Genomic DNA, 21,118 nt, shown 5'->3' on the forward strand with positions numbered 1-21,118 from the left:
AATCAGCCGAAGCCAGCGACAGGCTGATAGGGTGGGTAATTTGATGGCTGACAAGAAAAGCGTGGAAGTGGCTGATGAACGTGCTGGTGTGGATGCTGTTGGCTTGGTCTTGGTTGTATTCGCCGCGGTTGTTGTTTCGGGTGGGCTTATCGGAGTAGCCGAAATAATTTCGGCAGACGGGGCCAGGATCGACAGCCTCGCGCAGCGCTCCGAGGTCGTGCGTAACATCGGCCTTTTTCTTCTTGGCGTGATAGGCCTTCCACTCGCCATTTGGAGGAGCTGGATTGCTAAACAGCAAGTCGATGAAATGATCGCGCAAGGCATCCGCACTGAGCGACAGCTTCAACACGCGGATAAACAACTTCAACTCAATCAGTCTTCCGAAAACCTTGGATTTGTAGAAAAAGGTGGCTCTTTGCTTGACGACGACAAGTCCTCCAAGCGAACAACAGGGGTTCACATTCTGGAAGCGGTCCTCCAACAAACTGACGACGATGTCTCTGCATTTGCCGCCGAGAACATTCTCTATCAGTTTATTAAATATCACGAAAAACGAGAGGCGCTTGAGTACTTTCTCGCATGTAACGCAATGCTCAAACGCATCAGCTTCTGGGCTGGAAGAAATGAAGCCGATGCACGTCAGCTTAAAAAACAAGGCGCGAGCAACATATTCTTGAAACACGCTGAGCTGGATAATATCTACTTCGTGGCCACTACAAATCTGGAGGACTGTGATGTCGAAAAAGCAATATTCGCCAGTTCCGACGTCACGCTCATCGATTGCAAAATTGAGGATTCTCTTGTGCTCAAGATTGCCGCAAACAGCAAGAATAACCGATTTATCAATTGCGATTTCAGCGCAGCTGATATCGCAATTGATATCGAAGGATCCAGTTTCGAGGGCTGTTACTATCATGCGGATCACCCTCCTTCTCAAGCAACTCTGCGGTTGCTGACTGAACACCTCGAGGCGAGAGATGGATCTAGCGAAAAAATGCTCCTGAAGTAGTACGATGCCCATTATGCGCCCACCCCCGCAAACAGACAGCCCGACGGTGCGCGCTCGTTGCGCTGCTGGAGAAAGTCTTGGAATGCCGGTCGATACCGGCCCGCGTGGATCTCGACGCCACGCCAGCATACAGCGAGCGCAGCAGCTTCGGCCGCATTGTCTCGGGCGGCCTTTTTTTGCCGGCAGGATGATGAAGCGCACTTAGGCACCTTGGATAGATCGAATTTCAGAGCACTTCGGAAATTGGAGCATCGCGCAGTTCAGCCGGACAGATAAAATTCGCCCGAGCATTCGCCAATGGCGTGGCCAATACAGCAACATGCCGAGAGCTGCCGATACAGGTATGCAGGTTCTTTCCCGCATCCTATCGCATGGCGTATCCCATGGGAAAGCTTAGTTCCAACCCGGCAGAGGGGATCAAGCGCCTCTATAGCTCCGACCGATCAGAAATCATCTGGACCGATTCCGATATGGCGCAGGTGAAAGCAGATGTTTCGGACGAGATTAGATGGGTGATCGATCTAGCCGCTCATACAGGGCTGCGCGTTGGGAATTTTCTGTGCCGCCCATGGTCGCACGTTGAACCAGACGCCGTTGTAATCACGACAGGGAAGAGCAAGCACAGGCGCGAGGCAATAATCCCGCGCTACGACGCCTTGAACGACGTTCTGGCGAATATCCCGAAGAGGTCGCCCGTCATTCCTCACTAGCACGAAGAAAAAGCCCTAGAAGCAGGATGGATGCAATACGATGTTTTGGCGCGCGAAAGAAAAAGCAAAGATGCTCGACTCCGATCTGCATTTCCATGACCTGCGCGGAATCGCTGCTACAAAATTCTACGTCGCCGGCCTGTCGATCAGAATGATTGCGGAAGTAATGGCGTGGGAAGAGGAAGCAGTAGAGAAAATCATCCGCCGATATGTGGGTAGAAATTCCGCTACGAAGGAGATGATTCGCCAGCTGAACGAGGCCAGAACGCGAACAGAAAATGTAAAACCAACTGTAAAACAGTCGTGATTTTTCAGCTACAAAAATAGGGATAAGTTATTGAAATTTAAGCTGGAGCGGGTAGCGGGAATCGAACCCGCGTATTCAGCTTGGAAGGCTGCTGCTCTACCATTGAGCTATACCCGCGGTGGTGATTTCGATCCGTGCAGAATGGTGGAGGGAGTTGGATTTGAACCAACGTAGGCGTAGCCAACGGATTTACAGTCCGTCCCCTTTAACCACTCGGGCATCCCTCCAGCTTTCTGCTAGGATCGAGCGACCAAGCTCTTCAGATTTCGCTGCGGCGAAGCGCCGTTGCGTCGTCTGTGGCGCGTATATGACGGCCTCGTTCGTTTCTGTCAACACGCCCTTTCACGAATTTTCGGGAAAAAATTCAAACCTCTTTACGGCCCTGTGGATTATCGCGGGGGCTGGTGCGCGCCTCCCGGCAGAGATATAAGGCGCCATGAGCAAAGACGATCCCAAGAACAAATCCACCCGCGACACGCACTATGCCAACCTGCGCCGCGCCGTGCGCGACGCCAAGCGCGAGCGTGGCGAAATTCCGACCCCGCAGCAGCCGAAGCGCAAGAACCGTGGCGCAGACGACTGGAAACCGCCGCAGCTTGCGCCCGATCAGGTGCATCTTTACGGCCTGCATACCGTGCGTGCGGCACTCGCCAATCCCGAACGGCAGATCGTCAAACTCTCCGTCACCCAGAACGCCTTTGTGCGGCTGGATATCGGCGAGGCGGATGCCCAGCCCTTCCCGGTCGAGATGGTTTCGCCGCAGGATATCGACCGTGTGCTCGGCCCCGAGGCCATCCACCAGGGCGTGATGCTGGAAACCCGACCGCTGCCGGTCAAGCGTCTCGGCGCGCTGAAGGACAGCCCGCTTATTCTCGTGCTCGATCAGGTGACCGATCCGCACAATGTCGGCGCCATCATGCGCTCGGCGGTCGCCTTCAACGCCGGCGCCGTCATCACCACCATGCGCCACAGTCCGACCGAGTCGGGCGTGCTGGCGAAATCGGCTTCCGGTGCGCTGGAACTCATTCCCTATATCCAGATCACCAATCTGGCCGATGCGCTGGGCGAGCTGCACAAGCTCGGTTTCTTCTCCGTCGGTCTGGATTCCGAAGGCCCCGCCCCCATCGAGCAGACGTTCAGCGGTGAAAAAATCGCGCTGGTGCTGGGCGCCGAAGGCAAGGGCCTGCGCCAGAAAACGCGCGAAACCGTCTCGGCGCTCGCCCGTCTCGATATGCCCGGCGAGATCAAATCGCTCAACGTTTCGAATGCGGCAGCCATCGCCCTTTATGCAACGCAGCAATTTCTGGGCAAAGCGTCGTCCTGACGCTTCGCCTTCCTTGCGAAATCGCAAAGCGCAACGCATGCTGCGCCTTTGTCATTCGCACGGAGCAAATCTCAACATGACCGACCAGACCATCAAACCGACCGGCGAGCTGACGCTAAGAACGCTCGCCATGCCGGCCGACGCCAATCCGGCCGGCGATATTTTCGGCGGCTGGGTCATGTCGCAGATGGACTTGGCGAGCGGCATCCGTGCTGCGGAGCGTTCCCGCTGTCGCGTGGTCACAGCGGCGGTCAAGGAAATGGCCTTCGAACTGCCGGTGAAGATCGGCGATACGCTGTCCATCTATACCGACATCGCCCGCGTTGGCCGCACCTCCATCACGCTGACGGTGGAAGCCTGGGCGCAGCGGTCGCGTTATGACAAGCTGGAAAAAGTCACCGCCGGAACCTTCATCATGGTGGCGATGGACGAAAACGGACAACCCACGCCCATTCCGGCAGCGGAATAAGCGCGCTGCGGCGCTGGGCTCCAGCGCCGCACTCCATTTAAGCAGCATATATAACAACAAGCAGCATCGGCATCCCACGCCTTGCCGGATCGTTATTGCCCCTCCCTTCCCGTCATTGTGTCACGGTGACATTTCGCCGCAAATATGACATTCCGATTGCATGGGATTCATTCGCAGGATCATGCAGGACAGAAGTTCGGCTGGCGCCATCGCCATGCTGGCGGTTCTGCTTTTCCTTTTGCAGGGGCTCGCCAACGGCCTGACCAGCGGCAATATGGCGATGGCCGCGCTGGCGGCGGATGAGATCATCTGTTCCAGCCATATGCCGGAAGGCGGCTCCGGCAAACAGAACCCCGCCGGCAAGATCGCCGACGACTGTTGCGGCACGCTCTGCCGTCTGGCTTCGGCCACGGTCGCCGCTCTTCCAGATATTCCCATCGAGCGCGCGGACAATATTCTCCCTGCGGTCCAAGTCGCCTTCCTGAACGTCGACGCGGCGTTGCCGCCATCGCCGCCCAATCTGGAATCGCGCCCACGCGCACCTCCCTCCGCTCCGCAGCGCTAGAACACTGTCCGGCCTGCCGGAAAATCAATTCTCTTGCGGAGACATCCATGTCCGTTACGACCTCTTTCGAGGGCGAGCGTGCGCCTGCGCATTCCTCGTCCGCAAATCTTTACCGCGCCGTATGGCGCTGGCATTTCTACGCCGGTCTCCTCGTCCTGCCCTTCATGATATCGCTCGCCGTCACCGGTGCGCTTTATCTCTTCCGGGACGAGTTCGATAATCTCATCCATTCAGACCTCAAGCGGATCGAAGTGGCGCAAAATGCGCCGAAAGCGCTGCCTTCCGAGATCGTGAGTGCAGCACTTGCGGCCGTTCCCGGCACAGCCGTCAAATATACCACCCCCGCCGATCCCGGCGCGTCGACGGAAATCACCGTCAATACGGCGGATGGAAAGCGGGCCGTCTATGTCAACACCTATACCGGAGAGGTTACGGGCTCCCTGCCGGATCGCGGCACCGTCATGTGGACGATCCGCTATCTCCACAGTCTGAAATATTTCGGTACCTATGCCCGCTATCTGATCGAGATCGCCGCCGGCTGGTCCATCCTTCTTGTCGCCACCGGCATCTATCTCTGGTGGCCGCGAAAGCAGACCGGCGGTGTCGTGACCGTGCGCGGCACGCCGAAAAAGCGGGTGTTCTGGCGCGATACCCATGCCGTCACCGGCATTTTCGTCGGTTTTTTCATCGTTTTCCTTGCGGTCACCGGCATGCCCTGGTCAGGCGTCTGGGGCGCGAAGGTCAATGAATGGGCGAACGGCAGCAACTTCGGATATCCGGCGGGCATTCGCACCGATGTTCCGATGTCGGGCGAACATCTCGATCACGTGGCGAAGACGAGCTGGTCGCTGGAGCAGGCGAAAATACCGGAATCCACGCATTCCGCCGAAGGCCAGCCAATTGGGATCGACGAGGCGATAGCACGTTTCGACGCGCTCGGTCTTGCCGCCGGTTACGCTGTCTCCCTGCCGGGAAAACCGACGGGCGTTTATAGCGGCTCCGTCTATCCCAACGATCTGGCGCAGCAACGTGTCGTCCATCTCGATCAATATAGCGGCAAGCCGCTGATCGATATGGGCTACGTCGATTACGGCCCGCTCGGCAAAGCGCTGGAATGGGGCATCAACGTACATCTGGGCCAGCAATATGGCCTCGCCAACCAGATCGTGCTTCTGGCGGCCTGTATCGGCATTGTGCTGCTTGCCGTGTCTGCCGGCATCATGTGGTGGAAACGCCGTCCGAAAGGGTCACTCGGCGTGCCACCCCTGCCGCAGGAAAAACGCGTCCTGCACGGTCTGCTCGCCATACTCGCCATCGGCGGCATCATTTTCCCGCTGGTGGGCGCGAGCCTGCTGGCCATGCTGGTGCTGGATCTGATCGTACAGTCGCGCCAGAAACGACGCGCGATCTGAAAATGAAAACAGCCGGGCGAAAATCCCGGCTGTTCCCTGTTATCGGCAATGCGACGGCAACGGCCCTCAGAACATCGTATTGTTGTTCGCCGCCTTTTCCGGCACCTCCTGGATCACGTCCCAGTGCTCGGTGATCTTGCCATCGGTGACCCGGAAGATATCGACGATGGCCCTACCGCGATCGCCTTCATTTTCCGTCGAATGGATGTGCAGATAGACCAGATCGCCATCCGTTGCGCTGCGAACGATCCGCGCTTTCGACTGCGGATTCTCCTTGAAGAAGCCGGTAAAATAATTGACGAACGGCGCCTTGCCGTCCGGCACCATCGGGTTGTGCTGCTTGTAGCCGTCGACGAGGACGGTGGCGCCCTTCGCCACATCATGCTTGTTGAAGACCGTGTCGTAAAACTCGATTACCAGTTTGCGGTTGGCTTCTTCCTGCGCGAAGTCCCGCGCTGCGGTTTGCGCCAGAACCGGTGCGGCCATCAGCGCGGGTGCAAGGGCAAGGGTGGCGATGGCAAGACGGCGTGTTACGAAATTCATGGGTGATACCTCTCAATAACCGATGGTGAAACGCTGGCGGGAATGCTGCGGCTTCTCGATTTCATCGACAAGCGCGATGGCATAATCTTCGAAGGAAATGCGGCTGCCCTCATCGTTGCTGAGGAGATTATCCTTGCCGATGCGGAATTTGCCGGTTCTTTCGCCCGGCACGAATTCGGCGGATGGCGACAGGAAGGTCCAGTTGAGTTGCTTTTCCTGTTTCAGCCGGTCCAGAAACTCCGCACCCTTGGTAGCCTCAACCTTGTAGGCGGCCGGGAAATCCGGCAGGTCGACCACACGCTGGCCCGGCGCGATTTCAAGGCTGCCGGCGCCGCCGACAACGAGATAGCGCTGAACGCCGGAGGCGCGCACGGCCTCGATCAGCGTTGCCGGATCGCTGGCGGTGAAATGCACCGAGCTGATCACGGCATCGTGACCCTTCAGCAGTTCCGAAAGCCCTGCCTGATCGAAAACATCGCCCTTCTTTGCCACCACATTCGGCAGGCTGGCGATCTTTTCGGGATTGCGGGCGATTGCCGTCACCTGATGTCCCCGGTCGGAAAGTTCCTTCAGAATACGGGACCCGGCATTGCCGGAAGCGCCGATGAGCGCGATTTTAGCCATGGCTTCTTTCCTCTTGTCACTATCGTTACCGGTCTAGATTATAGACCGCGAAGAAGAGCTATGGTATCGCAGCCATAGCCGCAAGAAGTCAGCGGCGGCTGATCTGGTCACATGGCGATGACCTGCAAGGGTAAAAAGGGCAAGGGGTAAGGACATGGCGGATACGCAGACGAAAGAAGTTTTTGCCTTCGACCAGCCCTGCCCCATCCGCGACGTGCTGGACCGTATCGGCGATCAATGGAGCCTTTTGGTTCTGGAAGCCCTGCAGGGCGGCGTGCTGCGCTTCAACGAGCTCAACCGCAGGATCGACGATATTTCCAAGCAGATGTTGTCGCGCACGCTGAAACGGCTGGAAGAGGATGGCTTCATCCGCCGCACGCTTTATGCCGAGGTGCCGCCGCGCGTGGAATATGAGCTGACCAATCTCGGCCGCTCGTTTCTGGTGCCGATGCAATTGCTGGTGCAATGGGCTGACGAGAACCACGTTCGCATCTGCAAGGCCCGCCTGCTATATTCCGAAAACGACAGTCGCGGCTGACCGGAAGCAGGCCGCGTCTAGCCCAGCCGGTAAACCTTGCAGACCAGCCCCGCCGGCTGGCGATAGGTCATAAATCCCATGGCGTCGTAATAGCTTTGCCCGAGCATGTTGTCCGCGCCGATGCTGGCGTCGATATTTTTAAGGCCACGCGCCTCCGCCGCCCTGCGCGTTGCCGCGAAGAGGGCGGATCCCACGCCTCTTCGTGCTGCCTGCGGGCTGACATGGGTGCCGATGATGCCCCAACCTTCCGCCACGCCATAGGGATTGTCCGTCCGCGCATAACGCAGCGACTGGAAGCCCAGAATACGCCCGTCGTCATCCTCGGCGACCGAGCATTCGATACGGTCGGCGTGCTGGATGTAATTCTCCAGCACCGCCGTTATATCCGTCGGCGCTTTTCGGAGGCCGGCCGAGAATATCTCGTTCTGAACCGCCGCCATTCCGGCTGCATCGTCAACTTTCGCAGGCCGTATTTTCATCGATACATCACCTCATATCCGTTGCGACTGGTTCCGGGCCGGCAAGGCGCCGGGGTATTTATTCCTTTTCAGGAGCGGAAAATGAAGGAAGCGCCGAAAGCGATCAACGCAAAACCGATCACGTGATTGATAGTGATGCTTTCCTTCAGCCAGAAGATCGAAAACAGCGCGAAGACCGCGAGCGTGATGACTTCCTGAATGGTCTTGAGCTGCGCGGTGGAATAGACCTCAGAACCGATGCGGTTCGCGGGAACGGCAAGCACATATTCGAAGAAGGCGATGCCCCAGCTGGCGACAATCGCCAGGAAAAGCGCACTGCCCTTGTGCTTGAGGTGGCCGTACCAGGCGAAGGTCATGAAAACATTGGAGGCGACAAGCATCAGGACAGGCCAGATATGGGCAGGGCTGATTGAGAACGGCATGATGGATCCTGGAAAAAAGGGAGGGATGTCATGAAATGCGGCAGGAGAAGGCAGTCAGAAGGGAACCCTCATTCCGCCCGTATGGATTTGCTCTAGCGCATCCGCCCGAAAACCGGAATCGATTTCCTACGGATTTGAACAAAGCTGTCTTCAGCCGCTACGCAACGCATCCGGCCGAATTTTGTTCCGCACGCTTCGTTTCCTTTTTGTACTCATTTTTTCACCACATCCCCTTCCCTTTATGCGTGACTCCCTCCATATTTCACCCATGGCCAGATCACCGAAAAACTCCACCTCCTCGCCCTCGGGCTTCGAGGAAGCTCCGCAATCGTCCTTCGAAGGCGCGCCGCTTAGCGGCAGCGTCGCCGATTGGGTGAAGCAGCTTGAGGCGGAAGCGGAGGCGTCCTCTGTGGAAACCCAGCGCGAAATCGCCTCGAAGGCAGGCAAGCACCGCAAGAAGATCGAGATCGAGGCGCGCAAGGAGGCCCAGAAAGCCCCCCCGAAGACGGCCAAGAACACCACGGCCTCCAAGACCGCACGCGGCGTTTCCATCGGCGCATCGAGCGATCCGAAAACCCGCGCCGCCGCCGGTCTCAATCCGGTCGCCGGCATGGACGTATCGCTGGAGGATGCCGCCAACCTCGCGCCGGGCGCCGTCACCGCCACGGTGGACGCGCTGTCGAAACTGATCGAGAGCGGCAATCCGCTGTTCAAGGACGGCAAGCTTTGGACGCCGCACCGCCCGGCCCGCCCGCCGAAATCGGAAGGCGGCGTCGCCATCCGCATGGCCTCGGACTACCAGCCCGCCGGCGACCAGCCGACGGCCATCAACGACCTCGTGGAAGGCATCAATTCCGGCGAACGCAGCCAGGTGCTGCTCGGCGTCACCGGCTCGGGCAAGACCTTTACCATGGCCAAGGTGATCGAGGCGACGCAGCGCCCGGCCGTCATCCTCGCCCCCAACAAGACGCTGGCCGCGCAGCTCTATTCGGAGTTCAAGAACTTCTTCCCCGACAATGCGGTGGAATATTTCGTCTCCTACTACGATTATTACCAGCCGGAAGCCTATGTGCCGCGCTCCGACACCTTCATCGAGAAGGAATCCTCGATCAACGAACAGATCGACCGGATGCGCCACTCCGCCACCCGCTCGCTGCTGGAACGCGACGACTGCATCATCGTCGCCTCGGTTTCCTGCATCTACGGTATCGGTTCGGTCGAGACCTATACGGCCATGACCTTCCAGATGCAGGTGGGCGACCGGCTGGACCAGCGCCAGCTCCTGGCTGACCTCGTGGCCCAGCAATACAAACGCCGCGACATGGATTTCCAGCGCGGCTCGTTCCGCGTGCGCGGCGATACCATCGAAATCTTCCCGGCCCACCTTGAAGATGCCGCCTGGCGCATCTCGATGTTCGGCGACGAGATCGATTCCATCACCGAATTCGACCCGCTGAGCGGCCAGAAGACCGGCGAGCTGCAATCCGTCAAGATTTACGCCAATTCGCACTATGTCACCCCGCGCCCGACGCTCAACGGTGCGATCAAGTCGATCAAGGAAGAATTGAAGGGCCGCCTCGCCGAGTTGGAAAAGGCCGGACGCCTGCTGGAAGCCCAGCGGCTGGAACAGCGCACCCGCTACGATGTGGAAATGCTGGAGGCGACCGGCTCCTGCGCCGGCATCGAGAACTATTCGCGTTATCTCACCGGCCGCAATCCCGGCGAACCGCCGCCGACCCTGTTCGAATATATCCCTGATAATGCACTTCTGTTCATCGACGAAAGCCACGTCTCGGTGAGCCAGATCGGCGGCATGTATCGCGGCGACTTCAGGCGCAAGGCGACGCTGGCCGAATACGGCTTCCGCCTGCCCTCCTGCATGGACAACCGGCCGCTGCGCTTCGAGGAATGGGATGCGATGCGCCCGCTCACCGTGGCGGTTTCGGCAACCCCCGGCTCATGGGAGATGGAACAGTCCGGCGGCGTCTTCGCCGAACAGGTCATTCGCCCGACCGGCCTCATCGATCCGCCGGTCGAGGTGCGCTCCGCCCGCAGTCAGGTCGACGATGTCCTCGGCGAAATCCGCGAGACCGCCGCCAAGGGCTATCGCACGCTCTGCACCGTGCTGACCAAGCGCATGGCTGAAGACCTGACCGAATATCTGCACGAACAGGGTGTTCGCGTCCGTTATATGCACTCGGATATCGACACGCTGGAGCGCATCGAGATCATCCGCGATCTGCGCCTCGGCGCTTTCGATGTGCTTGTTGGCATCAACCTGCTGCGCGAAGGTCTCGATATTCCCGAATGCGGTTTCGTCGCCATCCTCGATGCCGACAAGGAAGGCTTCCTGCGCTCGGAAACCTCGCTGATCCAGACCATCGGCCGCGCCGCCCGTAACGTCGACGGCAAGGTCATCCTCTATGCCGACAATATCACCGGCTCGATGAAGCGGGCGATGGAGGAAACCTCCCGCCGCCGCGAAAAGCAGATGGCCTATAACGCCGAACACGGCATCACGCCGGAATCGGTCAAGGCGAAGATTTCGGACATTCTTGATTCTGTTTATGAGCGCGATCACGTAAGGGCCGATATTTCTGGCGTTTCCGGCAAGGGCTTCGCCGATGGCGGCCATCTGGTCGGCAACAATCTTCAGGCCCATCTCAACGCGCTGGAAAAATCCATGCGCGACGCCGCCGCCGATCTCGACTTCGAAAAAGCCGCCCGCCTGCGCGACGAAATCAAACGCCTCAAGGCCGCCGAACTGGCCACCATGGACGACCCGATGGCCAAGGAGGAGGCCCGCGCCATCGAAGGCGGCGGAAAGAACAACAGACGCAGCCACTTGTCGATCTCCCCGCCGGAGGGTGAGACGTCCAGCAGGACAGATGCGGGCGCCGCAGCGAACGAAAGCGGCAAATCCCTCTTCGCCAAACCCTCGCTGGATGAAATGGGCCCCGGCTCGGATGCGGGAAAACCGCTGTTCCGCAGGAACACGCTGGACGAGATGACGGTGGGCAGGACCGAAAAACCCGTGCGCGGCGCGGTGCCCGACAAGCCCGAGACCGAGCCCGGCAAACGGTTCTCACCGTTGCTGGAAGGCCAGCCGGAGCGCGCCACGGACGATCCGAGGCCGCTGGTGCGCGGCAAGATCGGCGCGGGTTCCTATGAGGACGCCGGCGAGCAGAAGCGCAAGAGCCGAACCAAGGGCAAGACGGGCCGGCCGGGGCGCTGACGCACGAAGACACGAGGTCGACCTGACGGACAGCGGGTTAACGTACCCGCTGCTCCATATGCGAAGTTTCGGGAGGCCGTACGGAAACCTGAAACGGGACAAGGCATCCAGACACTCGGCAATCGCCGTCAGTTCTCGCATTGCCTGATTAGCGACCTGATCTCGGTCGGTCCGAATAGCTTGACCAGATCGTTATCTATCGATGCGGGAATATAATCTTCGTTTTCCGCGGGCTTGATATAGGTCGAGGAATAGATCGGACCGGCGGGAAACGCGCCCGTGAGGCAGGCCTTCAATATCTTGATCTCCGTACTACCCCTGATACGCGGTCCCTGAATGCGGGAACGGCGCACCCGCTCCTGCAGTTCCGCGAGCCCGGCAACGTCCTCAGGCTTAATCCGCCACACGGTCGCGGCTGTTCCCACCCGTTTTTCCGGCCGGAACCTTGCAAGGGCAGCGGCATCCGTATCCTCTACCAGCGTATAGGTATAGACCGTCTCGCCTTCCAACCCATCTGTCCGGCTCCGGGCGATCATCACGGCATCGCCGGAGCGCAACGAAAGATAGGAAGGAAGCTGCAGCCCCACCCGCACATGCTCGAAATTCATTGTCAGAAAATCGAGCCGCATGAGCTTGGGAATGCTGGAAATCGGCACTGTCATGCAGCCGGAAAGAAGCAGGAGCAAAACAAGCAATCGTGTGAAATGCGATAATGTCAATTTTATCATGGTCAAAACCTGAAAGCTGCAGCGCGATGCGGAAGGGTCGCCGGATCGGGTTTTCCGAAGCCGTTGCATCGCGCGCAAACTTGCGCGGGCGACATTGCCGCAACATTATGGGTTCCGGAACGCCCAGTGCGCGCGCACGTTGATATGTTCTGGAAATGGCAGCAGGGAGCGACCGCATGTATCGAAAAAATCTGGCGACGTTCTGCCTCCTCGTCACCTGCACCCCGGCCTTTGCCGGACAGATCGAGGATGCGACCTTCCATAGTCCCGCCCTGAACGCGCCGCTTCCCGTGAACATCTATCGCCCGGACGGCGCGCCGCCGGAAAACGGCTGGCCGGTACTTTACCTCCTGCACGGCCATGATGGCGACCAAAACAGCTGGCGCGATCTCGGCAATATCGAAAAGACACTCGATACGCTCATCGCTGCCGGCGCCATCCGCCCGCTGGTTGTCGTCATGCCCGCTGTGAAAAACAGCTGGTATGTGGATTCCGCCGCTGTCGGCGGCCCAGGCGATTACGAAACCGCCCTGACCGGCGATCTGCGCCACCAGATCGAAAAAACGCTGCCGGTGCGGAAAGATCGGGAAGGCCGCGCCATCGCCGGCCTCTCCATGGGCGGTTTCGGCGCCCTGCATCTCGCCTATGGCCATGAAGACCTCTATGGCGCCGTGGCCAGCCTGTCGGGCGCCATCTGGCAGAATGTCCCCGCCTCCGATCTCGATAAAACACCCGCCGAACTCAAGCTCATTCAGGACAGCGCCTTTTTCCACCGGGTCGACCGCACCACCGTCACCAGCGGCATCGTGCTTCCCTCAACCGGCGACCATTTCTCCGGCGCCTTCGGCACACCTTTCGATGCAAGGCTCTTCAACGAAAAGAACGTCTTCACCCTCATGGCGCAACATGTCGCCGAAAGCCAGGATTTGCCCGCCACCTATCTGACCGTCGGCGACGATGACGGCTTCTTCCTCTGGCGCGGCGCCATCGCCCTGCATGAGACGCTGCAGGCCGACAAGCGCAAATCCGAGCTGCGCGTGACCGATGGCGATCACGTCTGGTCGGTGTGGAAGGTCTCGATTATCGACGCGCTGAAGTTCATCGATGGGGAATGGGACAAGGCTGCCGACAAAGCCAAGGATTGAGGCGTGGAGCCTCTTTCTCGTCACCGGGTAGATCCTATTATTTTCCGGCCCGCTTTTTCCCGCTCTTCCCCACCGCGTTCAACGCCACCGCCGCCCTGATCAGCGCCGCCAGCGCCTCCTCATCCACGACATCCCCCTCGTGAAAATCAATCGCCCGCCGCATATTGCCCTCAAGGCTCGAATTGAACAGCCCCGCCGGGTCCTCTAGCGAGGCGCCCTTGGCGAATGTCATCTTCACCGCGCTCTTGTAGGTTTCGCCGGTGCAGAGGATGCCCGCATGCGACCAGACCGGCACGCCGCGCCATTTCACCTCTTCCACCACCTCCGGATCGGCCTTCCTGATCGCCGCGCGAATATGCGCGAGCGTCTCACCGCGCCAGTCGCCGAGCTCCGCGATTTTCCGGTCGATGAAGTCCGATGGTGCGGTCTCCTCCGCATCTTTCCCCACCGTGTTTTTCGCCATGGCATCCTCCCGATTTCGATGCAAGCCTGTTCCTTTTTTCAGCATAGACGAAATTTTCCTGTCCTCCCATGAGGAACCAAATCCGCCTCCCGTCGTTTCCTCCCCGAACGCAACGTTCAGCATACAAAGGGAAGAAACATCATGAAAATCAATGTCATCGCTCTCGCTGCGGCAGCAGCGCTCTCCTCTTCCGTGGCTTTTGCCCAGACGGCCACTACTGCTCCTGCTGCCGGCGCGGACGCCACTTTGTCCGGCCCCGGCATTACCATGGGCACCAAGGCCAGCGGCCGGCTGAAGTTCGTCAATGTCCAGAAGACCGACCTCACCGCCTCCCAACTCGATGGCATGGACATCTATAACGCCCAGAACGAAAACATCGGCGAAATCGAGGATGTCGTCATCGGCGACGGCAAGTCCGTGATCGGCCTTGTAGCCAGCGTCGGCGGTTTCCTCGGCATCGACAAGAGCTATGTGGTGCTCGACCCGGCCTCCGTTGCGGTCCACAACGACAACGGCACCTGGAAGGCCTATGTCGACACCACCAAAGAAGCGCTTCAGAACGCTCCGAAGCTCGATTACGACAAGCTGGACGACTGATTACCCCTGCAGTCCGCAAGCTTGTCCCCCCGCGCCCTGTCGCGGGGGTTTTCATATGTGGCGCCCTATCGGAAAACCCGACGCTCCCCACCGGAGGGCCCTTGCCTGACGGCGCGCCTCTCGCCTATCTTCGGCGCGCAAATCACCAAGGATCGCTGCGTGCCCGCCAATAGCCTCTTTTCCTTTGCCATCAGCACCGCCATCACGCTCAGCGCCCTGCCTCTGTCAGCGCAGGCGGCCGACTGGAAACCGGCCGAGCAGATAAAAACCTATGCCATCAGCGGCAATACGGGCGGTGCGCTTTATCAATCGATTGGCGAACGCGGTCCGACCGCCGGCGTGCAGGCCATTGCCCACACCACCTTCAAGCTCACATGGCGGCGGGATTACCGTCCGCAGCCGGATGGTGCCTGCGTGCTGGCCACCGCAAGGCCCAATCTCACCATCATCTACACCTGGCCGAAAGCGCCGGCCAGTCTGCCACCCGCCGTCGCCGCCAGCTGGAGGACATTCATCTCCGGCGTGGAAACCCATGAACGCGTCCATGGTGACCATATTCTCGACATGGTGAAAAAGATCGAGGCCTTCAGCATCGGGCTGAGGGCGGAGAACGATGCCAAATGCCAGAAGGTGCGCGCCGTTCTGCAACAGCGTCTGGGTGAGCTTTCCAACGAACAGCGCCAGCGCGGCCGCGATTTCGACCGGGACGAGCTTTCCCCCGGCGGACGGGTGCATCAACTCATCCTCGCCCTCGTCAACGGCCCCTGAACGGCCGCCTATTCCGCCGCCTCGCCTTTCAGCAAGGGCTCGGCCAGCGTCACGCTTTCCAGCTCGTAGGAATAACCTTCGAGCATCGTATAGGCCTGTTCGATTGCCTCGATCTGGGCTTCGGCATTACGGATGGCTTCGGCGATGGACTGGCTGCGGGCGCGCAGCATCGAACTCAGCACATCGGTTTCCGGCTTGCGGCCGAGACGGTCCATATGTTTGCGAACCCGCGTGCGGTGCCGTTCCAGCTCGAGAATATGGAAACGGCTTTTCAGAATATCGTCGGTCAGCTTGCGGCGCATGGCGGCCACGGGGTCGAAACTGCCGGGTTCGCGTTCGTCCAGAATGAATTCATTCACCAGCGTTTCCAGCATCAGCAGGCCCTTGAGGTCCTTGGCGTCGGCAAGCTGCGGATCGTAGCCGGTATCGTCGAATACCTTACGGCGCACCGGATCCTTCAGCAGCTCATAGGCCGTCTGCAGGCGCGCGAATTGCTCGGCATCGCCGCCGCTATCGGGATGCGCGGCCTTGGCCACCTTGCGGTAGGCCGACTTGATCGCCGCCTCGTCGGCATCGCGCTCCACGCCAAGCAAAACATAGGGATCAATCACAAAAACACCTTCAAACGCAAACTGTTACCCGCATGCCCAACACCGCTCCCGTCTGGCACGCGGGCGGATCATAGGCCAATTCCGCCCGGCGCGGCACCCCGCCCCGGCGGTTAAACCGGCAAAGCCCACACAAAGCCTCGCGGCGCGCCGCATCGGAACGGGCGAAAAAGCCCTTGATGCCGAAATTTGTCGGACCCAAGGCGACTATAATGACAGGGAGGACAAAATTGTGGAAAGCGGCGGCAAAACATGCCGCACGGTTCCGCACCGCGCCTGCCGCAACCGGCCGGAAAACACCGCAGGAAGAAGCGTAACCGGCGCGTTTTCAGGGGGTTATGGTGGAAAGACGTCAACGGGTGTAAGCTTGGCCTTTGGATTAGAAGGGAGGACGATCCGATGCCGCAAACGATTACCCAGACCGTCACGGACTATGTCCATGCCATGGCCTATGCGGATGAGAGCCTGATGCGTGACGTTTTCGACCCGCGCGCCAGCATCGTCGGAACCTTCGAAGGCGAGATCGAATGGCTGTCCCTGGAGGACTTTGTCGACCAGATGCGCAAAAGCGAACGCGGCCTCCCCGATCACGATCCCGCTTTTGAAATCATGGGCATCGACAAGGAAGGCGACAGCGCCTCGGTGAAGCTGACGACCCGTTTCGACGGTATGGATTTTTACGAATATCTCTCCCTGCTGGAACGCGACGGCAACTGGTCTATCGTGCACAAGCTCTATCACATAAAGCCGTAGGCGATCATCGAAACCGCCACCCCGCATTGTGCGCTTGCGCGTTCCACTCGCAGCCGCGGCTCGCGATCCGGTTATTTCGCCGCTGAAGGAGCTAGAACAGGTCGCTGTAGATCGCCGTTATCCACAGCGCGTTAAAGAAGAGCCAGATAACACCAAGCCACATGATTTTGCGGCTGCTATCGGTTCTCATCGCCACAATCGCGATAAGCAGACCGCCGACTATCCTTGCCAGATACCATGGCCCGAGCTGTTCGAAATGTTCCCTGCCCTTGATGTAGGTGTCCACCAGATCGAAGACGAACGAGGCCGCAAACAGGGCAAAGAACGCATGTCGCCTGCGCACGAAAAAACTTTCCCGTTCGGACAGCTCCTGAATGTGATCGGGATAAAGCAGCGTCGACATCAAAAAGAACAGCGACGTGTAGACCAGAACGAAAATGTAAATCCAGAAATTCCAGTTGTGGATCAGCCGCAGGGCAAACTCCCACCACCAGAAATGGACAGCTCCAAGAAGCAGGACAATCGACCAGACGATCTGCGCGTGCATGCGGTCGGTTTTCTGCGGCTCCTGCAGCCTTCTGGAAAGTCCGGACAACACCCTGGTAATGGCCAGGCCGAGGATGAGGCTTACCAATATCCGCAAATGACCATATGCATCCATTGAAAGCGCCCGCTGTTGCTCAACTTATCCGCCGAACAATATGCTTAAACCTTCGGGCTTTACAACTCTGGCGGATGCCCCGCCCTTCCCGATCTCGCCTTCTAGCGGACTGGACCGGCTTCCTGATGCGAGAGTTCCCCGGTTAGCGGACCGGAAACGCGAGCTCCAATTTGGTCAAAACTCAGCCACCAGCAACAGCTCGACCGAGCCATATTTGCACTGCGACATGGGCAAACATAAAGCTGACACTGGCCGGACGTGCGAGAAATGATGAAGCACCTGCGCCAACTGTCCAGAGTGAGACCTTGCGGCAGGGAGATTATCGTCTCCGCACTGACAATTGCGACACCACCTCCAGTTTTTTAACGCCCGGCTGGGTGTTAAGGAAGCTCATTGTCGCGGGCCTTATCCGCGCCACCAAATGCAGCCTCAACTCCCGGTACCTTTACGCCAAAACGGCCGTATCCGGCACTTCCAGCGGCGGCGACCACCAAACCAACGCCTATGAAGGATGAAAGGGTTTCTCTGCCTTCAGGCGCGAACACAACGATTAGCGACGCCCCAATGAGAAACACACCCGCAAGGCAGAAAAGCCCAAGTTTTTGGATTGTTTTGGCCCTGATCTGTGCGAGGATAACCTGCCCCTGCTGTTCAACAGCTACTCGGCCGCTTGATTTCATTCGCAAGCCATTCTCATCCATATGAACCTACATCACCACCCCCTTAGATTTAATCGCCCGCGAAATACAACCTTTGACAAAGTGCATGTCAAGCTAAAGTAACACAGTATCGAAATCCGACCGCTACCGATCTTTCCAATAACGCCAGGAATATTGCCTTCGGCCATTTAGAGATGGGACACAGTCTCACTTAGATGCGTCATCGAACTGACGTTGAAATGTCATGAAGCTGAAACACTAAAAGGACATGTGTGCGAACGTAAACCAACGCAAATGTGGGTTCACAAAAGTCAACAAATGAGTGGAGGGCACAAGATGCTCAAAGCGATAATGTTGGCGGTCATGTTTGCCTGTGTCTCATATTACTACGCGGGACACAGCATTTCGGAAATGAAAAGGGCCATCTCAATTTTCAGAGACGGCCCCCAAGATAAACCAAGACACTGACGCTTGACCGTCAAGGGCGGGAGGTCTCGACCACCTCCTGCCCAACTTGGTTGGCGGTTTTTTACACGTGAACTCTTTAAGGTCAACGAACGGGACCATGAATTTTTTATGACGCGCACGGTGTGTAAGTCGCGCACCCGGGGCCGAACTGAGCCGCTTCGCGCTATTTCGCCGTCAAAGGAGCTTACGATTGCTTCATCTTTCCAAAAGACTTGTCGAATTTCGTGACTGGTAGGCGTCATGGTCAATACCGATGGAATCTCGCGACTATTGAGGGTGCCAAGCATAAGAGAGGGTAGCACCCGCTCGACAATTCGTTTGGTCATAATTGGATTGCACGCGACACCAAGTCGTCTTAGCGCAAGGAAATGACGCGACTGCGCATCAATGGAGTGATCTGCCGCGACCTTCGGGGCATTCACGGGAAGAGGCCGAGGGGATTATCGGCATCACTATTTGGCTGGACAGGAGGTTACTGACGCCATCAGCAAAGGAACGCGTTAACAACAAAATGTAAAAAGCGCGGCATGCTGTAAAACAGCATGATCTTGAAATTTCAGATAAGCAGTTGATATTATAGAAAAATACTGGTGCCCCCGGCAGGGTTCGAACCCGCGACCCCCTGATTACAAATCAGGTGCTCTACCAACTGAGCTACAAGGGCAAGCCAGTGCCTTGCCAACTATCAGATTCTGACTTGGTGTAAAGCAAAAACTAACGCCGTGGCATCGACAGACCGCTTTTCCACACCGTGGCCGGCTGGGCTGTCCGCATGATCGCAATTGTAGCAAAAGGCCCGGAAAATAAGCGAAGTATTTACGCAGCGCCACTAGAATGGCGATGAAACATAACCATTCCAGTGAGAACAACGCATCATATGCGCGCGAGCATACAGAAAATCCAGCTGACAGGCACGATCATCATCGCCGTAAGCTCCATCCTGCTGGCAACCCTTGCCGCGCTGCCCAGCGTCTACAATTTTCTGCGTTATCGCACCAATGCCGCGCAGCTCACCCGCTTTGAAACCGCTCTCCAGTCCGCATGGCTGGTGTCGGCCGAGCGAGGCCCCGCCAATAATCTGATGGGCGCATCCGTGCCGGATGCAAGGCTGGCCGAAGGGCTTGCCGCCGCGCGCAAGGCAACGGACGACAAGCTGTCAGAGCTGGAGAAATCCTTCGCCGACGATATCAGGACACAGCCTGAACTGGCGAAGTCACTTGCTGAAACCCGCCAGAAGCTCGAGCAATCGCGAGAACTGGTCGATCAGGTTGCCGCGCTCCCTCCCGACGCGCGTAACCACGGCGCGATGTCCAACGCGATTTCATCGATGTTCAAGGCGGCGGACAGCGTCAATCTGCTGCGCGGCAGGGCCGCACGCGCCATCATCAAGGTGACGCCCGACGTGGCGATTGACATCGCACTGACGGGCACGGCGGGCGTGATGCGGGACCGGATCGGCCGCCTCGGTTCCTATGTGATCATGAGTCTAAAGGCGAACAGGCAGGAAAAGCTCGGTTATCGCGCCAAGTTCGATACCGAGATGCAGAGCCTGCTGTCACTGAGGGCATCGCTAATCAATTATACCGCCGCTTATCTCTCGACCCCGCGACTGGACGGGGCATTGCGCGATCTTGAAACCCAATATTTCGGTCAGGCTTTGCGTTACGCGCAGAATACGGTCGTGATGGCCGTACCATCCGCCCAGCCAAGCGCACTTGAATTCTCCAGAAACTATATCGAGGGCATGCGGTCGTCCGACACCCTGCGCGATCTTATTCTGTCCGAAACGCGCGCACGGATCGAAAAGAAAAAGCAGGAGGCCCTGATCTATGGCGGAACCTCGCTCTTTCTCGCCGGCATCGCTGTGCTGGTGCTGTTGCGGCTGACATCGGTTTACAAAACCGCGCTGTTCCGGCCCATGCAATCCGTCCAGGCGCAGATCGCCGCCATCGCCGGCGGTGATCTTTCCGAGAGCAATCATGAGGACAGGGTTGCTCCGGAAGTGAAGAAGATGTTCGAGGAACTGGATTTCCTGCGCGAACAGCTTCGCCAGAAGGGTGAAATGGAAAACCAGCAGCGTGCGCTGGCCGAACAGCTGCGCACCCTTTCCGAAACCGATGCGCTGACGGGCGTCTTCAACCGCCGCGCACTCGAAAAGGCTGTTCGCTCCATATTGACGGGCGAGGAGCAATGTCAGTCGCTCGGCGTGATGATTGTCGATATCGACCATTTCAAATCGATCAACGACCGTTACGGCCATGCCATGGGTGACATCGCGCTTCAGAAGACCGCCGGCCTGTTGCGCAGCGCATTGCGCAAGGACGACATTCTTGCCCGATATGGCGGTGAGGAATTCGTCGTTGTGCTGCAGAATGTCAGCCACGCCACGGCGACGGCCACGGCCGACCGCCTTCGCCGCCTGATCGAAGCCCAGACCATCGACGAGCAAAGCGGCCTGTCGCTGACGGCAAGTTTCGGCGTGGTCTGGCAGGAAGCGCGTGCGATCAACAGCTGGGACGAGTTGATCGCCATCGCCGACGACCGGCTTTACGAAGCCAAGCGTGCGGGCCGCAACCGGGTCTGGGCAACCTATTTCCCGAAGGTCGCGAACGGCTAAGAGCATCGCCGGCG

Annotated in this window: 22 protein-coding genes and 3 tRNA genes; 13 read left to right on the forward strand and 12 right to left on the reverse strand. The window is 58.5% G+C overall.

Going from position 1 to position 21,118, the window contains the following annotated elements; all coding sequences use genetic code 11:
• The first annotated feature begins 43 nt into the window (after nucleotides 1-43).
• Nucleotides 44-1,009: a hypothetical protein gene (locus CFBP4996_RS08185; protein ID WP_080851564.1), complete on the forward strand. Its 966-nt coding sequence runs from the start codon at nucleotides 44-46 to the stop codon at nucleotides 1,007-1,009.
• A 750-nt stretch (nucleotides 1,010-1,759) separates the two neighbouring features.
• Complete coding sequence (locus CFBP4996_RS08190; protein ID WP_162935848.1) at nucleotides 1,760-2,026, forward strand: site-specific integrase; 267 nt, start codon at nucleotides 1,760-1,762, stop codon at nucleotides 2,024-2,026.
• Between the two features lie 43 nt (nucleotides 2,027-2,069).
• On the opposite strand, the gene CFBP4996_RS08195 is transcribed toward CFBP4996_RS08190, so the two are convergent.
• A tRNA-Gly gene (locus CFBP4996_RS08195) sits at nucleotides 2,070-2,143 on the reverse strand.
• Between the two features lie 25 nt (nucleotides 2,144-2,168).
• A tRNA-Tyr gene (locus tag CFBP4996_RS08200) sits at nucleotides 2,169-2,253 on the reverse strand.
• A 209-nt stretch (nucleotides 2,254-2,462) separates the two neighbouring features.
• Here CFBP4996_RS08200 and CFBP4996_RS08205 point away from each other — a divergent pair.
• The 4 genes from CFBP4996_RS08205 (at nucleotide 2,463) to CFBP4996_RS08220 (ending at nucleotide 5,796) form a co-directional block, all read left to right on the forward strand.
• On the forward strand, nucleotides 2,463-3,350 hold the full coding sequence (locus tag CFBP4996_RS08205; RefSeq protein ID WP_080851563.1) for a TrmH family RNA methyltransferase: 888 nt from the start codon (nucleotides 2,463-2,465) through the stop codon (nucleotides 3,348-3,350).
• 76 nt (nucleotides 3,351-3,426) lie between these two features.
• A complete protein-coding gene (locus tag CFBP4996_RS08210) occupies nucleotides 3,427-3,819 on the forward strand; it encodes an acyl-CoA thioesterase (RefSeq protein ID WP_077981754.1) in 393 nt (130 codons plus the stop codon).
• A 160-nt stretch (nucleotides 3,820-3,979) separates the two neighbouring features.
• Nucleotides 3,980-4,384 carry a DUF2946 family protein gene (locus CFBP4996_RS08215; protein WP_080851561.1) on the forward strand — a complete coding sequence of 135 codons (405 nt, stop codon included), beginning with the start codon at nucleotides 3,980-3,982 and terminating at the stop codon, nucleotides 4,382-4,384.
• A gap of 47 nt (nucleotides 4,385-4,431) precedes the next feature.
• Complete coding sequence (locus CFBP4996_RS08220; RefSeq protein WP_080851560.1) at nucleotides 4,432-5,796, forward strand: PepSY-associated TM helix domain-containing protein; 1,365 nt, start codon at nucleotides 4,432-4,434, stop codon at nucleotides 5,794-5,796.
• Between the two features lie 66 nt (nucleotides 5,797-5,862).
• Here CFBP4996_RS08220 and CFBP4996_RS08225 read toward each other — a convergent pair whose 3' ends face one another.
• Together CFBP4996_RS08225 and CFBP4996_RS08230 are read right to left on the reverse strand one after the other, a co-directional pair.
• Nucleotides 5,863-6,339, reverse strand: coding sequence for a nuclear transport factor 2 family protein (locus tag CFBP4996_RS08225; RefSeq protein ID WP_080851557.1), 477 nt, complete (start codon nucleotides 6,337-6,339; stop codon nucleotides 5,863-5,865).
• Nucleotides 6,340-6,351: 12 nt separating this feature from the next.
• Nucleotides 6,352-6,963 carry an NAD(P)-dependent oxidoreductase gene (locus CFBP4996_RS08230; RefSeq protein ID WP_080851554.1) on the reverse strand — a complete coding sequence of 204 codons (612 nt, stop codon included), beginning with the start codon at nucleotides 6,961-6,963 and terminating at the stop codon, nucleotides 6,352-6,354.
• 154 nt (nucleotides 6,964-7,117) lie between these two features.
• Here CFBP4996_RS08230 and CFBP4996_RS08235 point away from each other — a divergent pair, with 154 nt between their 5' ends.
• Nucleotides 7,118-7,501, forward strand: a complete 384-nt coding sequence (locus tag CFBP4996_RS08235; RefSeq protein ID WP_080851551.1) for a winged helix-turn-helix transcriptional regulator — start codon at nucleotides 7,118-7,120, stop codon at nucleotides 7,499-7,501.
• A 17-nt stretch (nucleotides 7,502-7,518) separates the two neighbouring features.
• Here CFBP4996_RS08235 and CFBP4996_RS08240 read toward each other — a convergent pair whose 3' ends face one another.
• Nucleotides 7,519-7,941, reverse strand: coding sequence for a GNAT family N-acetyltransferase (locus CFBP4996_RS08240; RefSeq protein WP_080851548.1), 423 nt, complete (start codon nucleotides 7,939-7,941; stop codon nucleotides 7,519-7,521).
• A 107-nt stretch (nucleotides 7,942-8,048) separates the two neighbouring features.
• On the reverse strand, nucleotides 8,049-8,402 hold the full coding sequence (locus CFBP4996_RS08245) for a DMT family protein (RefSeq protein ID WP_059759571.1): 354 nt from the start codon (nucleotides 8,400-8,402) through the stop codon (nucleotides 8,049-8,051).
• A 268-nt stretch (nucleotides 8,403-8,670) separates the two neighbouring features.
• Here CFBP4996_RS08245 and uvrB point away from each other — a divergent pair, with 268 nt between their 5' ends.
• Complete coding sequence (gene uvrB, locus CFBP4996_RS08250; RefSeq protein ID WP_080851545.1) at nucleotides 8,671-11,637, forward strand: excinuclease ABC subunit UvrB; 2,967 nt, start codon at nucleotides 8,671-8,673, stop codon at nucleotides 11,635-11,637.
• 128 nt (nucleotides 11,638-11,765) lie between these two features.
• Here uvrB and CFBP4996_RS08255 read toward each other — a convergent pair whose 3' ends face one another.
• A complete protein-coding gene (locus tag CFBP4996_RS08255; RefSeq protein ID WP_080853133.1) occupies nucleotides 11,766-12,365 on the reverse strand; it encodes a hypothetical protein in 600 nt (199 codons plus the stop codon).
• Between the two features lie 176 nt (nucleotides 12,366-12,541).
• On the opposite strand from CFBP4996_RS08255, the gene CFBP4996_RS08260 reads away from it, so the two are divergent.
• Nucleotides 12,542-13,510 (forward strand): alpha/beta hydrolase, encoded by a 969-nt coding sequence (locus CFBP4996_RS08260; RefSeq protein ID WP_080851542.1) that lies wholly within the window; start codon nucleotides 12,542-12,544, stop codon nucleotides 13,508-13,510.
• Between the two features lie 37 nt (nucleotides 13,511-13,547).
• Here the strand turns inward: CFBP4996_RS08260 and CFBP4996_RS08265 are convergent, their stop codons facing one another.
• Nucleotides 13,548-13,973 (reverse strand): DUF1801 domain-containing protein, encoded by a 426-nt coding sequence (locus CFBP4996_RS08265; RefSeq protein ID WP_080853132.1) that lies wholly within the window; start codon nucleotides 13,971-13,973, stop codon nucleotides 13,548-13,550.
• Between the two features lie 141 nt (nucleotides 13,974-14,114).
• Here CFBP4996_RS08265 and CFBP4996_RS08270 point away from each other — a divergent pair, with 141 nt between their 5' ends.
• Both CFBP4996_RS08270 and CFBP4996_RS08275 read left to right on the forward strand, forming a co-directional pair.
• Nucleotides 14,115-14,570, forward strand: a complete 456-nt coding sequence (locus CFBP4996_RS08270) for a PRC-barrel domain-containing protein (RefSeq protein ID WP_080851539.1) — start codon at nucleotides 14,115-14,117, stop codon at nucleotides 14,568-14,570.
• A gap of 159 nt (nucleotides 14,571-14,729) precedes the next feature.
• Nucleotides 14,730-15,338 carry a DUF922 domain-containing Zn-dependent protease gene (locus CFBP4996_RS08275; protein WP_080851537.1) on the forward strand — a complete coding sequence of 203 codons (609 nt, stop codon included), beginning with the start codon at nucleotides 14,730-14,732 and terminating at the stop codon, nucleotides 15,336-15,338.
• A gap of 8 nt (nucleotides 15,339-15,346) precedes the next feature.
• On the opposite strand, the gene CFBP4996_RS08280 is transcribed toward CFBP4996_RS08275, so the two are convergent.
• Nucleotides 15,347-15,949, reverse strand: coding sequence for a J domain-containing protein (locus CFBP4996_RS08280; RefSeq protein WP_003522436.1), 603 nt, complete (start codon nucleotides 15,947-15,949; stop codon nucleotides 15,347-15,349).
• Nucleotides 15,950-16,345: 396 nt separating this feature from the next.
• On the opposite strand from CFBP4996_RS08280, the gene CFBP4996_RS08285 reads away from it, so the two are divergent.
• A complete protein-coding gene (locus tag CFBP4996_RS08285; protein WP_003522435.1) occupies nucleotides 16,346-16,699 on the forward strand; it encodes a nuclear transport factor 2 family protein in 354 nt (117 codons plus the stop codon).
• A 91-nt stretch (nucleotides 16,700-16,790) separates the two neighbouring features.
• Here CFBP4996_RS08285 and CFBP4996_RS08290 read toward each other — a convergent pair whose 3' ends face one another.
• From CFBP4996_RS08290 to CFBP4996_RS08300, 3 genes are all read right to left on the reverse strand, one after another.
• A complete protein-coding gene (locus CFBP4996_RS08290) occupies nucleotides 16,791-17,360 on the reverse strand; it encodes a hypothetical protein (RefSeq protein ID WP_003522434.1) in 570 nt (189 codons plus the stop codon).
• Nucleotides 17,361-17,740: 380 nt separating this feature from the next.
• Nucleotides 17,741-18,061: a hypothetical protein gene (locus CFBP4996_RS08295; protein ID WP_137396236.1), complete on the reverse strand. Its 321-nt coding sequence runs from the start codon at nucleotides 18,059-18,061 to the stop codon at nucleotides 17,741-17,743.
• A gap of 1,014 nt (nucleotides 18,062-19,075) precedes the next feature.
• Nucleotides 19,076-19,151, reverse strand: a tRNA-Thr gene (locus CFBP4996_RS08300).
• A gap of 213 nt (nucleotides 19,152-19,364) precedes the next feature.
• Here CFBP4996_RS08300 and CFBP4996_RS08305 point away from each other — a divergent pair.
• Entirely contained in the window at nucleotides 19,365-21,104 is a 1,740-nt protein-coding gene (locus tag CFBP4996_RS08305; protein ID WP_080851531.1) for a GGDEF domain-containing protein, read from the forward strand.
• Nucleotides 21,105-21,118: the final 14 nt, after the last annotated feature.

This window comes from Agrobacterium leguminum (assembly GCF_005144435.2).
Lineage (GTDB): Bacteria > Pseudomonadota > Alphaproteobacteria > Rhizobiales > Rhizobiaceae > Agrobacterium > Agrobacterium leguminum.

Coding starts and splice junctions, on each gene's coding strand:
- CFBP4996_RS08260 (WP_080851542.1), top strand. CDS start 12,542: ATGTATCGAAAAAATCTGGCGACGTTCTGCCTCCTCGTCACCTGCACC.
- CFBP4996_RS08265 (WP_080853132.1), bottom strand. CDS start 13,973: ATGGCGAAAAACACGGTGGGGAAAGATGCGGAGGAGACCGCACCATCG.
- CFBP4996_RS08190 (WP_162935848.1), top strand. CDS start 1,760: ATGTTTTGGCGCGCGAAAGAAAAAGCAAAGATGCTCGACTCCGATCTG.
- CFBP4996_RS08210 (WP_077981754.1), top strand. CDS start 3,427: ATGACCGACCAGACCATCAAACCGACCGGCGAGCTGACGCTAAGAACG.
- CFBP4996_RS08305 (WP_080851531.1), top strand. CDS start 19,365: ATGCGCGCGAGCATACAGAAAATCCAGCTGACAGGCACGATCATCATC.
- uvrB (WP_080851545.1), top strand. CDS start 8,671: ATGGCCAGATCACCGAAAAACTCCACCTCCTCGCCCTCGGGCTTCGAG.
- CFBP4996_RS08245 (WP_059759571.1), bottom strand. CDS start 8,402: ATGCCGTTCTCAATCAGCCCTGCCCATATCTGGCCTGTCCTGATGCTT.
- CFBP4996_RS08295 (WP_137396236.1), bottom strand. CDS start 18,061: ATGGATGAGAATGGCTTGCGAATGAAATCAAGCGGCCGAGTAGCTGTT.
- CFBP4996_RS08235 (WP_080851551.1), top strand. CDS start 7,118: ATGGCGGATACGCAGACGAAAGAAGTTTTTGCCTTCGACCAGCCCTGC.
- CFBP4996_RS08205 (WP_080851563.1), top strand. CDS start 2,463: ATGAGCAAAGACGATCCCAAGAACAAATCCACCCGCGACACGCACTAT.
- CFBP4996_RS08215 (WP_080851561.1), top strand. CDS start 3,980: ATGGGATTCATTCGCAGGATCATGCAGGACAGAAGTTCGGCTGGCGCC.
- CFBP4996_RS08225 (WP_080851557.1), bottom strand. CDS start 6,339: ATGAATTTCGTAACACGCCGTCTTGCCATCGCCACCCTTGCCCTTGCA.
- CFBP4996_RS08255 (WP_080853133.1), bottom strand. CDS start 12,365: ATGATAAAATTGACATTATCGCATTTCACACGATTGCTTGTTTTGCTC.
- CFBP4996_RS08185 (WP_080851564.1), top strand. CDS start 44: ATGGCTGACAAGAAAAGCGTGGAAGTGGCTGATGAACGTGCTGGTGTG.
- CFBP4996_RS08240 (WP_080851548.1), bottom strand. CDS start 7,941: ATGGCGGCGGTTCAGAACGAGATATTCTCGGCCGGCCTCCGAAAAGCG.
- CFBP4996_RS08270 (WP_080851539.1), top strand. CDS start 14,115: ATGAAAATCAATGTCATCGCTCTCGCTGCGGCAGCAGCGCTCTCCTCT.
- CFBP4996_RS08230 (WP_080851554.1), bottom strand. CDS start 6,963: ATGGCTAAAATCGCGCTCATCGGCGCTTCCGGCAATGCCGGGTCCCGT.
- CFBP4996_RS08220 (WP_080851560.1), top strand. CDS start 4,432: ATGTCCGTTACGACCTCTTTCGAGGGCGAGCGTGCGCCTGCGCATTCC.
- CFBP4996_RS08285 (WP_003522435.1), top strand. CDS start 16,346: ATGCCGCAAACGATTACCCAGACCGTCACGGACTATGTCCATGCCATG.
- CFBP4996_RS08290 (WP_003522434.1), bottom strand. CDS start 17,360: ATGGATGCATATGGTCATTTGCGGATATTGGTAAGCCTCATCCTCGGC.